Source organism: Streptomyces catenulae, from assembly GCF_000718015.1.
Classification (GTDB): Bacteria; Actinomycetota; Actinomycetes; order Streptomycetales; family Streptomycetaceae; genus Streptomyces; species Streptomyces catenulae.
In genome coordinates this window covers 94,521-106,452 of record NZ_JODY01000018.1, presented here as the reverse complement: position 1 = coordinate 106,452, position 11,932 = coordinate 94,521, and the positions used below count along the sequence as shown (strand labels likewise).

Annotated in this window: 10 protein-coding genes; 1 reads left to right on the top strand and 9 read right to left on the bottom strand. The window is 74.8% G+C overall.

What is annotated here, in order from left to right; all coding sequences use genetic code 11:
• Positions 1-51: 51 nt before the first annotated feature.
• The 3 genes from IF23_RS0117725 to IF23_RS0117715 form a co-directional block, all read right to left on the bottom strand.
• Complete coding sequence (locus tag IF23_RS0117725) at positions 52-1,254, bottom strand: DUF2786 domain-containing protein (RefSeq protein ID WP_030284767.1); 1,203 nt, start codon at positions 1,252-1,254, stop codon at positions 52-54.
• Between the two features lie 564 nt (positions 1,255-1,818).
• Entirely contained in the window at positions 1,819-3,105 is a 1,287-nt protein-coding gene (locus IF23_RS0117720) for a L,D-transpeptidase (RefSeq protein ID WP_037678525.1), read from the bottom strand.
• A gap of 359 nt (positions 3,106-3,464) precedes the next feature.
• Positions 3,465-3,812 carry a hypothetical protein gene (locus tag IF23_RS0117715; RefSeq protein WP_037678522.1) on the bottom strand — a complete coding sequence of 116 codons (348 nt, stop codon included), beginning with the start codon at positions 3,810-3,812 and terminating at the stop codon, positions 3,465-3,467.
• A gap of 107 nt (positions 3,813-3,919) precedes the next feature.
• Here IF23_RS0117715 and IF23_RS0117710 point away from each other — a divergent pair, with 107 nt between their 5' ends.
• A complete protein-coding gene (locus IF23_RS0117710; RefSeq protein ID WP_030284762.1) occupies positions 3,920-4,258 on the top strand; it encodes an LAETG motif-containing sortase-dependent surface protein in 339 nt (112 codons plus the stop codon).
• A gap of 48 nt (positions 4,259-4,306) precedes the next feature.
• On the opposite strand, the gene IF23_RS0117705 is transcribed toward IF23_RS0117710, so the two are convergent.
• The 6 genes from IF23_RS0117705 to IF23_RS0117680 form a co-directional block, all read right to left on the bottom strand.
• Entirely contained in the window at positions 4,307-5,098 is a 792-nt protein-coding gene (locus IF23_RS0117705; protein WP_030284760.1) for an SDR family oxidoreductase, read from the bottom strand.
• A 204-nt stretch (positions 5,099-5,302) separates the two neighbouring features.
• Positions 5,303-6,841, bottom strand: a complete 1,539-nt coding sequence (gene hutH / locus IF23_RS0117700) for a histidine ammonia-lyase (RefSeq protein WP_078654052.1) — start codon at positions 6,839-6,841, stop codon at positions 5,303-5,305.
• Between the two features lie 183 nt (positions 6,842-7,024).
• Positions 7,025-8,269, bottom strand: coding sequence for a GGDEF domain-containing protein (locus tag IF23_RS0117695; RefSeq protein WP_030284756.1), 1,245 nt, complete (start codon positions 8,267-8,269; stop codon positions 7,025-7,027).
• A 230-nt stretch (positions 8,270-8,499) separates the two neighbouring features.
• Complete coding sequence (locus IF23_RS0117690; RefSeq protein ID WP_030284754.1) at positions 8,500-9,288, bottom strand: enoyl-CoA hydratase/isomerase family protein; 789 nt, start codon at positions 9,286-9,288, stop codon at positions 8,500-8,502.
• 121 nt (positions 9,289-9,409) lie between these two features.
• Positions 9,410-10,672 (bottom strand): adenylate/guanylate cyclase domain-containing protein, encoded by a 1,263-nt coding sequence (locus IF23_RS0117685; RefSeq protein WP_051739668.1) that lies wholly within the window; start codon positions 10,670-10,672, stop codon positions 9,410-9,412.
• A 202-nt stretch (positions 10,673-10,874) separates the two neighbouring features.
• Complete coding sequence (locus tag IF23_RS0117680; RefSeq protein WP_030284750.1) at positions 10,875-11,810, bottom strand: biotin--[acetyl-CoA-carboxylase] ligase; 936 nt, start codon at positions 11,808-11,810, stop codon at positions 10,875-10,877.
• Between the last annotated feature and the right edge of the window lie 122 nt (positions 11,811-11,932).

The following is an 11,932-nucleotide window of genomic DNA, read 5'->3' as shown; positions in this document are numbered from 1 at the left end:
TCGCTGGGATGACGGGTACGGCCATCCGCCGCAGCCCCCACCCCTCACCCCTCACCCCTCCCCCAACCGCGCCCGATCCGCCGCCTCCCGGCCCTGGTGCCAGCCCTCGGCGTCGTTGAGGCCGCGGAGGCGGACGGGGGTCGTGTCGGGGAAGAGGGTGCCGGTGGTCTCCTCGACGGCCAGGGCTCGGGCGGCGAGGACGGGGAGGAGGTCGCCGGTGGCGGCGCCCCCGGTGGCGGTCGCCTCGGCGGTGGCCGTTTCGGTGGCGGCGGTCAGGCGGGCGCGGACGCGGTCGGCGTAGGCGACAAGGAAGGTCTGCCGGAAGTCGCGGGTGCGGCGGGCGCGGCCGCGGGTGTGGTGGGCGTCGGCGGCGCGGTGCATGGCGGTGGTGGCCTGGAGGAGGAGGGAGGTGTAGAGCAACTCGGCGGCCTCCAGGTCCGGTCCGTAGCCGACGAGGGTGGAGAAGCCGACGTCGGCGGACCAGACGGCCTGGCAGCGGTTGGCGGTGGCGACGGCGTCGAGGAGGAGGGCCTTGGCCTGTTCGTACGGGCCCTCGATGCCGATGCGGATCGCGGTGGGGCCGCCGCCCGCGGTCGCGTCCGCCCCGGCCAGCAGGGCTTCGTCGATGCTGTGCCGGGCCATCAGCTCCTGGGCCTTGGCCGACAGTGCCTCGGCCTCCTCGGCGTAGTCGGTCGCCTCCGCCTTGGCCAGCAGGCCGCGGATCCGGCCGAGGGCGCGGGAGGCGCCGGGGGACGCGGTGCGGGCGGCGGGCGGCGGGGCGGTCGGGAGCGGGGCGAGGCGCGGCAGCCGGGCGAGGGCGCGCAGGGCGAGGAGGACGGTGTAGACGGTCTCGAAGCGGGTGGTGCGGCGGCGGGCGGCGAGCGCGTCGAGGTAGCCGCCGTCGGACGGCCACCAGACCTCGGCGCCGAGCTGCCGCAGCTGGGCGTCCCAGCGGTCGGTGGCGCCCGGCGGGCGGGGGCCGCGGCGGGCGTCGGCGGCGACGGCGTCCACGACCGGCCCGACGTGGGCGGGGTCGGTGGCGTCGCGGCGGATGATCCGTTCCAGGTCGGCCGGTTCCCAGCCGCCCGCCCAGCAGCGGCGGACGGCGTCGGTGGCGGCGCGCAGGACGGCGGCGGAGACGGCCTCGCCGCCCTCGGGCGCGGCGGCGAGCCGGGAGGCGCCCGCCTCGGCGGCGTCCTCGGCGGGCCCACCGTCGGCGGCGTAGCGGACGACGCCGAGGACCTCCCCGAGCAGGGCGTCGGCGGCACCCGGGGCGCCGGTGCCCCGGCGACCGGTACCGGCGGTACGGCCACCGGCGCCCCGGCCACCATCCGCGCCGGACTGCCGACCGGCATCCGTCCGGGACCGCTGGTCGGCTCCCGTGCCGGACCGCTGGTCGCCGCCCGCACCGGACCGCTGGTCGCCGCCCGTACGCGACCGCCGGTCGCCCCTCGCACCGGCCCGCTCCCCGCGGCCGTCGTCCTTGCGCCGGGCCCGCCCGTTGTCCGTACGTTCGCTCACCCATTCACTGTACGGAGGCCGGGCGGCGGGGTGCCCCGGACGGCCTCGCCCCGGCTTCCGGCGGGTCCGGGGCCGACAACGGGTGCGCCCGCGCCCGCCCCCGTACCGCCAAAGACCACACCCCGGCTTCCGCCGGTCCGGGGCCGATATTCGGGCGCACCGCCCCCGCCCCGTACCGCCGAAGGCCACAACGCGCCCCACGCGCCCTCACGCCGAAGGCCCGGCCGGAGGCGTACGCCACCGGCCGGGCCCTGGGCCACACATCGCTTCAGGGGGCGAGTCGCCCGGAGCGCCGGTTCAGGAGGCCGAGCCGCCCAGGGCGCTGCCCGCCACCCACTGCTGCCAGCTCATGTTCCAGCCGTTGAGGCCGTTCTCCGGCTGGATGGTGCGGTCCGGGGAGTTGACGACCGTCACCACGTCGCCGATCAGCGAGTGGTTGAAGAACCAGGCGCCGTCCGTGGACGGGTCGCCCGCGCCCTTCGCGTCCGGCAGGCCGATGCAGCCGTGGCTGGTGTTGACGTTGCCGAAGATGCCCTTGCCCCAGTAGTTGCCGTGGATGAAGGTGCCGGAGGTCGACAGGCGCATGGCGTGCGGGACGTCGGGGATGTCGTACTCGCCCTTGCCGTCGTTGTTGGTGAAGCCGACGGTGGAGCCGTCCATGCGGGTCTGCTCGTACTTCTCGGAGATGACCATCCGGCCGTTGTAGGTCGGGTGGTCCTCGCCGCCCGCCGAGATCGGGATGGTCTTGAGGGTCTTCCCGTCGCGCACGACCGTCATGAGGTGGGTCTTGGCGTCGACGGTGGAGACCTGGGAGCGGCCGACGTGGAAGCGGACGGTCTTGTTCTGGATGCCCTGCACGCCGGGCGACGCCTGCACCCCGCCGAGGGCGAGCTTCACGGTGATGTCGGAGTTCGCCTTCCAGTACTCCTGGGGGCGGAAGTCGAGGCGGGTGTCGTCGAACCAGTGGCCGACGACCTTCTGGTTGCTGCTGGCGGCCACGGTGATCGCGGACTCGACGGCCTTCTTGTCCTTGACCGGCTTGTCGAAGTGGATCGAGACCGGCATGCCGACGCCGACGGTGGCGCCGTCCTCGGGCGTGAAGTTGCCGATGAAGCTGTTCGCCGGGGAGACCGTGGTGAAGGTGGAGTTCTCGACCGCCGCGCGGCCCTCGGAGTCCACCCCATGCGCGGTGATCTTGTACTTCGTCGCGCGGGAGAGGTCCTGCGACGGCGTCCAGGACGAGCCGTCGGCGGCGAGCGTGCCGGGGACGGTCTTCTTGGACTCGACGGCGGTCATGGTGACCGAGGTGAGCTTGCCGCTCTTGACGGTGACCTTCGCGTCCTTGCTGATGCCCGCGGTGGACGAACCGTCCTTGGGGGTGATCTTGATCTTGGCGTGTGAGGCGTCCTGGGCCGCTGCCTCGTCGACCTGCCGGGACCTCTCGTGGGCGGGGGTGGAGGCACCGCCGCCCGCGTGGTCGCCGCCCCCGACGCCGCTCGCACTGCCGCAGGCCGAGAGCACGACCACGCCCCCGGCCAGCGCGGCGGTGGCTATGAAGCCCTTGCGGCGCTTGCTGTCCGTCATCACACGCTTCTCCATTGATCGGATAGGAATCCCCGAGCCGCAGACCGGGTGCAGCCTCCCCGGCCGGCGTCCAGGAAACGCCATTTTCCCCGTGACACACACCGGATCCGGACAAAGTGTGGGCAACGACACCCAACGCGGGCACACCCCTCGGAGCCCCCGCGGATCATGGCCGGACACCGCCCCGGGCCCACGGTTCCGGGCCCGTACGGGGTGCGCCGCCGCCCTCCCGGGGAACGAAAATCGGCCCTCGTACGACGGGTGTCGTACGAGGGCCGTGCGGGGCGCCGGGGCGGGGGCGCGGGGGCTCCCGGAGGGGCGCGCGGACAGCGGTCACGCTCCGTGAGGACGGGGCCGGATCAGACCTCCTCCTCCACGGGGACGACATCGCTCGCCAGCTCCCACTCGTCGGCGTCCCAGGCCGCGTCGGGGTCGTAGTCGGCCCGCTCCTCACAGCTCCAGGACGCCTGCGCGAGGGTCGTGCCGGGGACCGCGGTGACCAGGTCGGACGGATCGACGAGGTGGGCCAGCGCCTCGGCCGGGTCCTCGCGTACCGCCTCCTGGGCCTGGTGGCGTCCGTCGTCCGGGAGGGAGGGGTCGGCGGCGACGTGGTCGAGCGCCGCGGTGGTCAGCAGATCGGCGTCGGTGACCTCCATGACCAGTTCGATATGAAGCCGTACAAACCGTGATGTCTCGCCATTGTTCATGGGACGGAGGGTAAGCACTGCGGGGCCTGACTTTCCCGCGACCCGCTGTGATCACTAACATCTGAGGTCAGCGGCCAATTCGCCGGACCTGCAAGGGGGATTGTTCTGTGACCGCACGCCGACCACTGCTGACCGCCGCAGCCGCGGGGTCGGTGCTGATCGCCCTGTGGTTCGTCCCGTCCGCGCATGCGATCGTCGACGCCCCCGAGACCGGCGCGCGGACCACCGCCGCCACCGTCTCGAACGGCGGAACCCGAGGCTCCGATGCGGTGACCGCCGATCGGACCGCCCCGACGCCGCGCCCCGCCGGTGCCTCCGCCCACTCCCTCGCCGAGACCGGCTCCCCGGACACCACGCCGTACGTCATCGGCGGCGCCGCCACGCTGGCCCTCGGCGCCGGACTGGTCAGCTACTCGGTACGGCGCAGCCACGGCGGCCTCCCCTAGCGGCCGTGGCGAAAGCGCTGGTCACAGCCGTCCGTTGACCCTGGGGGCCTACGCGGTGGTGGCGATGCCGCCGTCGACGGGGATCACGGTGCCGGTCAGATACGCGCCTGCCCGGCTGGCGAGGAACACGGCGACGCCCGCCATGTCGTCGTCGCGACCGATCCGGCCCAGTGGCGCCGCCGCCGCGATCGCCTCGCCCATCTCGTCGAGGGTCGCCGCCATCATCGCCGACGGGAACGGTCCCGGCGCCACGGCGTTGACGGTGATGTGCTGCGGTCCCAGTTCCTTGGCGAGCACCCTGGTGAGTTGGTGCAGTGCGGCCTTGCTGCTGGAGTACGAGTAGTTGGGCCGCTGCGGGATGTGGAGGGCGGCGATGCTGCCGATGTTGACGACCCGCGCGGGATCGTCGGCGGTGCCCGCCGCGCGAAGTGCCGGCAGCAACGCCTGGACCAGCCAGAACGGCGACTTCAGATTGAGGTCGACGACCGTGTCCCACGCCTCGTCCGGGAAGGTCTCCAGCGGCTCGTCCCACAGGGCGCCCGCGTTGTTGACGAGGATGTCGAGGCGCTCCGCGTCGGCGGTGACGAGGCCGGACAGCCGTCGGCACTCGTCGTGGCGGGACAGGTCGGCGGGGATGGCCCGCACCTCGCCGAATTCGGACAGCCGTTCCTCCGCCTGGGCGCACGCCTCCGCGTCGCGTGAGCTGATGACCACGCGGGCGCCCGCCTGGAGAAGACCACGCGCGATCATCATTCCGATGCCTCGGGTGCCGCCGGTGACGAGCGCGCGCTTCCCCCTCAGATCGAAGCGTTCCGCGTGTGTGGTGAAGTGATGGCCCATCACTTGCCCCTTTTCAGTTGGTCGTACGGGATGACGCGTCGACGCGTGGGGTGTTCGGTTCAGCCGTCGCCACGCTATGGCCTTGGAGTGCGCTCCAAGCAAGCGGAACCGGGCCCCTACGGGCCGCGTCCCCGACAGACCTCATGGCGCCGGACTTCATGGGTCGGCCCCGGGGCCGACCCATGAAGTACCCCGCCCGGCCGCTCAGTCCAGCGGGCCGGTGACCGTCTCCGCGGCCGTGATCAGCGCGCCGGAGCGGACGAACGCGTAGGCGCGCTCCAGGTCGGGGGCGAGGAAGCGGTCGCCGCCGGGGCCCGCGACACCGGCGGCGCGGGCCGCGGTCACCACGGCGCGGCCGGCGGGCGACAGCCGGTCGCCGTCGCGCAGTTCCACCGCACGGGCCGCCGCGTACAGCTCGACGGCGAGGATCCGGGCGAGGTTGTCGACGGCGGTCCGCAGCTTGCGCGCCGCCGACCAGCCCATGGAGACGTGGTCCTCCTGCATCGCGGAGGACGGGATGGAGTCGACGGAGGCGGGCGCCGCCAGCCGCTTCATCTCGCTGACCAGCGCCGCCTGTGTGTACTGGGCGATCATCAGGCCCGAGTCGACACCCGGGTCGTCGGCGAGGAAGGCGGGCAGCCCGTGCGAGCGGTTCTTGTCCAGCAGCCGGTCGGTGCGGCGTTCGGCGATGGAGCCGAGGTCGGCGGCGGCGACGGCGAGGAAGTCCAGCGCGTACGCGACGGGCGCGCCGTGGAAGTTGCCGTTCGACTCGACCCGCCCGTCGGGGAGGACGACCGGGTTGTCGACGGCGGCGGCCAGTTCGCGGTCGGCGACCAGCCGGGCGTGGTCGAGCGTGTCCCGTCCGGCGCCCGCGACCTGCGGGGCGCAGCGGATCGAGTAGGCGTCCTGGACGCGGGGCGCGTCGTCCTGGTGGTGGCCGGTGAGGCCGGAACCGGCCAGGACCTTGCGCATGTTGGCGGCGGCCGCGGCCTGGCCGGGGTGCGGCCGGATGGCGTGCAGCTCGGGCGCGAGGACCTTGTCGGTGCCGAGCAGCGCCTCCAGGGAGAGCGCGGCGGTGATGTCGGCGCAGGTGTAGAGCCGGGCGAGGTCGGCGCAGGCCATGACCAGCATGCCGAGCATCCCGTCGGTGCCGTTGAGGAGCGCCAGGCCCTCCTTCTCGCGGAGCGCGACGGGGGTGATGCCGTGGGCGGCGAGGAGGTCGGCGGCGGGCGCCACGGTGCCGTCGGGGCCCTCGGCGTCGCCCTCGCCCATCAGCGTCAGGGCGCAGTGCGACAGCGGCGCGAGGTCTCCGGAGCAGCCGAGCGAGCCGTATTCGTGGACGAGCGGGGTGATACCGGCGTTGAGCAGCGCGGCCATGGTCTCGACGACGACGGGGCGGACGCCGGTACGGCCCGAGGCGAGGGTCTTCAGGCGCAGGAACATCAGGGCGCGGACCACCTCACGCTCGACGTGCGGGCCCATCCCGGCGGCGTGTGAGCGGACGATGTTGCGCTGGAGGCGGGCGCGCAGGTCGGGGCTGATGTGGCGGACGGCGAGGGCACCGAAGCCGGTGGAGACGCCGTAGACGGGGTCGGGCTTGGCGGCGAGGTCGTCGATGACGGCACGGGAGGCGGCGACGGCCGTGAGGGCGTCCTCGGAGAGCGCGACCCGGGCGGCGCCGCGGGCCACGGCGAGGACGTCCTCGGCGGTCGCGCCGGACGTCCCGAGCACCACAGTGTGCATATCCATATTCACGAACACTAGAGAGTGAATCTTGGGATGTCACCACCCCGCGTCCCACCTCCCCCGCACCACCCCGGAGCCCCAACCACCACCTGTGGCCCGGCCGTTACGGGGTCGGACCACCGACCTCCGGTCCGGGCCGCGGCCCGCCCGCGGCCGGGACGATCCGCCCCGCACCGGCCCTCACCTGCGGAAGCGCCGCCGTTCCGTCCCCGGCCGCCGCTCCGGCGTATCCGCGAGGCGGACGATCGGATCGTCGGCGCCGCCGTGCCGCCCCGCCACCACCGGCTCCCGGGCGCGGGCGGCCTTCGCGCGGTACTGGGCGGCGTCGGCGAGACGGAAGAGGCGGCGGGCGGTGCGGACCGGGCCGATCGGGTCGCCGGTCGACGCGACACCGACCGCGACCCCGTCACCGAGCCCCAACTCTCCGGCGCGTACGCAGAGTTCGGCGGCTACGGCGACCACGTCGTCGGGGGGCGGGCCGACCGCCAGGAGGCAGAACTCGTCGCCGCCGAGCCGGGCGGCCAGCGTGCCGGGCAGCCGGGCGCCGCAGAGCGAGAGAACCGAGCCGAATCGTTCCAGCAGCCGGTCGCCGACCGCATGGCCGCGTGAGTCGTTGACCTGCTTGAGCCCGTTGAGATCGCAGACCACCAGGCTGACCACGGCCGCCTCCCGGCGGTGCGCCTCCAGCGCCTCGTCCAGCCGCATGTCGACGGCGCGGCGGTTGGCGAGCCCGGTCAGCGCATCGGTGAAGGCCAGCCGCCGCGCCTCCGCCAGCCGCTCGGTCTGCGCGATCCCGGCGGCGGTCACCGCCGCCAGCACCGTCGCGAACTCCGCGTCCGCCGCCCCGAACACCAGCTCCCCCGCCGCCCGCGCCACGTACAGCTCGCCCCACGCCCGCCCGCGCAGCACCAGCGGCGCCACCACACAGCAGCTGCGACCCCGGCGGCGCAGCGCGGCCACCCGCCGCCGGTTGGCGCTGCCGGTGTACCCGCCGCCCTCCGGCGCCACGGCCGTGACCTGCGCCGGGGCGGTGAGCGGCGCGTCCTGGGGGCGGGCCGCCGCGGGCACCGCCGCCAGCGGCGCGCCGCTCGCCGCGTACGGGCCGTCGGCGCGCTCCACCCAGGCGTCGGGCCCGTCGCCCGGTGTCCGGCGCTCGTGCGGGAGGCCGACGATCTCGGGGAACTCGTGCACCGGGTACGACTCGTCCTCCGGGAATTCCCGCTCACCGTCGGTGAGTTCCCCGACGTTGACCAGCACCCGCAGCTTGCCCCGCTCGCGCTCCCACTTCGAGATCGCGGCGAAGGAGCCCCCCAGGGCCAGCCGTACGCTCTCCGCCGCGGCGTGCGCGGATTCGCGTGGTGTGTGCGCGGCCGCCATCGCCTGCGCCAGCTCCACCACGGCCCGCAGCCTCGCATCGTCCGTCACCGGGCCCTCACATTCCGTAACCGTGAGCACACTCTGTACTACAGCGTAGGAATGTTTAACCCGTTTCGCCCCTTACGCGCGGCTCCCGCGCGGGGAGGTCATCCTCACCCACGGTGATCTACGCCGCCCGAGGCGACGGCGCGGCGGACCGGGCGCGGGGCGGCGGGCGGCGGGGGCGCGGAGCGGCGGGCCGGGCGCCCCCGCACGGCGCCGCGCCCCGGGCCCGCGCCTCACTCGCCGGGCCAGTCCGGGTCCCGCTTCTCGTTGAACGCCGCGACGCCCTCGGCACGGTCGCCGGAGAAGGCCACGCTGCGCCAGGCGGCGTCCTCCACCTCCAGCCCGGCGCGCAGGTCGAGACCGTGCCCCAACCGCATCGCCCGCTTCGCCGCGCGCAGCCCCACCGGCGAGTTCCGGGCGATCCGCCCGGCCAGCTCCAGCGCCTGCGCCCGGTCCGCGCCGACGTCCACGAGCTGATCGATCAGCCCCAGCCGGACGGCCTCCTCGGCGCGCACCCGGCGCGCGGTGAAGACCAGCTCCGCTGCGCGCGCCGCCCCCACCCGGCGCGGCAGCAGCTGCGTCCCGCCGCCACCGGGGATGACGCCCACCGACACCTCGGGCAGCCCGACCACCGCACTGCCGTCCGCGACGATCAGATCGCAGGCCAGCGCCAGTTCGAAGCCGCCGCCGAGCGCGTAGCCGTGGACCGCGGCGACGGTGGGCTGCGGCAGCTCCAGGACGCCGGTGTAGGCGGCGCGGGTGCGCGGGCGCTGGCGCAGCAGGTCCGCGTCGGTGAAGGAGTTGCGCTCCTTGAGGTCGGCGCCGACGCAGAACGCCCGCTCATGGGTGGAGGTGAGGACGACCGCGCGGACGGCGGCGTCGGCGGCGAGCGCGGCGCACGCCTCGGAGAGCGCGTCGGCCATCGCCGTCGAGACCGCGTTCATCGCCGCGGGCCGGTCCATGACCAGCTCCGCCACGTAGCCGTGCCGCTCCACGCGGACCCATTCGCCGAACCTCTGCATACGACCCTCCCGGTGTTAACGACCGTTGATTCGGTTCCGCCGGGATCATGTCAGCTCGGCGCGGGCGGGAACAGGGCCGACCGGCCCGGAGCGGGCGCCCGGCGCGACCGGGCGCCTCCGCTCAGCCGCGCCGGGTCAGCTGCCAGGGCTCGATGACGCCCAACCCGCGCACCGGGCGCTGGTACATCGGCTGGAGCGCGAAGCGGTACGTCGGCAGGTCCGGCGTCAGACCGCTCGCCGCCGCCTCCGCCGCCGCCTTCTCCGCCGCCGCGGCGGCCGCCTCGGAGACCGGGGCCTCGCCGGTGCGCCCCAGCTCCTCCGCGAACGCCTGGTCCACGAAGACGGCGTCCTTCGGCGCTATCGACGTCAACCGGCTGGCGAGGTTGACGGTCGTGCCGAACACATCGCCCATCCGCGTCGTGACGGTGCCGAAGGCGATGCCGACGCGCAGCTCCGGCATGGTCTCGTCGTGCGTCATCGTCTCGATGAGCCGCAGCCCGATCTCGGCGGCGACCCCGGCGTCGGTGGCGGAGAACAGCACCTCGTCGCCGAGCGTCTTGATCAACCGGCCGCCGTGCGCCGCCACCAGGTCGGAGCAGGTGGTCTCGAACGCCTCGACCAGCTCGCCCAGCTCCTCCTCCTCCAGGCGCCGGGTCAGCCGGGTGAAGCCCACCAGATCCGCGAAGCCGACGGCGAGCCGCCGGTCGACCATCTCGTCGTCGTCCTGCGCCCGTACGACCCGCCCGGTGGCGGCCGCCAGCTGCCGCCGCCAGACGTACACCAGGAACTCCTCCAGCTCCGGCAGGAGGAGTTCGACCAGCGGATAGGTGATCTCCGTACGGGTCATCCCGGAGTCCTGGGGCTCGGTGAGGCCCTCCAGGAAGGAGTCGATCTGCCAGTCGGCGAGCCGGGCGGTGGTCTGGCCCGTGGAGCGCGCCACCTGGACGGCCATCGCCTCGCTCAGCAGCCCCGCCTCGACCAGACCGGCCAGCCGCCGCAGCGCCAGCACATCGGCCTCGGTCAGCGCCTTGACCTGCCCGATGTCGGCGAAGCCCATGGCGCGCCAGAACCGGACCGCCAGATCCATCGAGACCCCGGCGCTGCGGGCCGCCTGGAACGGGGTGTAGCGGCGGTCGGCGCCGAGGATCAGCTGTTCCAGGCGGATGGCGATGGTGTCGTCGGAGTCGTCGGCCGCCGACGGGCTCCCGCCCGGCGCCCCGGAGCCCGCCGCGGGCGGCGGCTCGTCGGTGGCCGCGGGGGCCGCCGCGTCGCCGGGTCCCCGCTCGCCGGGGCCGTCGTCGGATGCGCCGTCGCCGGAGCCCGTGGCGGGTCCGTCCGGCGTGGCCGCGCTCTCGGGCGGTCCGCCCGCGTCGCCGCCGGTCACCGCCCGCTCCCTGTCCGCTCCCTGCGCACTGCCCTTCCGATCACTGCTCGCCGGTGGCCCGCTCCCCGGCGGGCCGCCTCAACGATACGGCAGGTGTGCTCTGGCTCACTCTCCCGTGCCCGGTCGGAGCCGTCCGACCGGCGGCACCGCTCGGCGTTTCGGCCACCGGCGCCGCCACGGGGTCTCCGCCGGGCCGGACCGGTCAGCTGTAGCCGCCGCCGTCCGCGTCGGGCCGCAGGTGGACGATGTCCCCGGCGCCCACCGGCTGCTGCACCCCGTCCTCGGTCGCGAGGATCAGCCGCCCGTCGCCGTCGAGGGCCACCGCCTCGCCGCGGACCGACCGGCCGCCGGGCAGTTCGGCGCGGACCGCGCGCCCCAGGGTGGCGCAGCCCGCGGCGTACGCCTCCTGCACCCCGCTGGCCACCGGGTCGCCGTCCGCGCCCTGCCAGGCGGCGTACCAGGTCTCCAGGGAGCGCAGCACGGCCCGGAGCAGGGTGTCGCGGTCGGTGGTGTGCGCACCGGCCAGCGCGAGGGAGGTGGCGGTGGGCACCGGCAGCTCGTCCTCGCGCAGCGACACGTTGAGGCCCATACCGAGGACGACGCCGTCCCCGGCGCGCTCGGCGAGGATGCCGCCGGTCTTCCGCTCGGCGCCGTCCACGGTCAGCAGGACGTCGTTGGGCCACTTGAGTGCGGTGTCCACGCCCGCCGCCCGGGAGAGCGCGGTGGCGACGGCGACCCCGGCGAGCAGCGGCAGCCAGCCCCAGCGCTCCTGGGGGACGCGCGGGGTCAGCACCACGGAGACGAAGAGGCCCGAGCGCGGCGGCGCGCTCCAGCGGCGGTCCAGCCGCCCGCGGGCCGCGGTCTGCTCCTCGGCGACGAGCACGGTGCCCTCGGGCTCACCGGCGGCGGCGCGCAGCGCGAGGTCGGTGTTGGTCGAGCCGGTGGCGTCGACGACGTCGAGCGCGGTCCACAGCGAACCGGGCCGCACCAGGGCCCGCCGGAGCGCCCGGACGTCGAGCGGCGGCCGCTCCAGATCGCTCCAGCGGCCGCCACCGGCGCCGCCCGACGCGCCGGAGCCGTCCCCGGGCTCCGGCGAGCGGCCGTCTTTGTCCTGGTTTTCCGGCGGTTGAGGTGTCATGGGACCAGCCTAGGTGTGGTCAACGACGCACTGCCGCCGAGCACCCCCGCCGATACGCTACGAAGCGGTAGCAAGGCCGTACGTCCCCCCGTACGCGCACCAGTCCAGGACGAGCAGGAGCC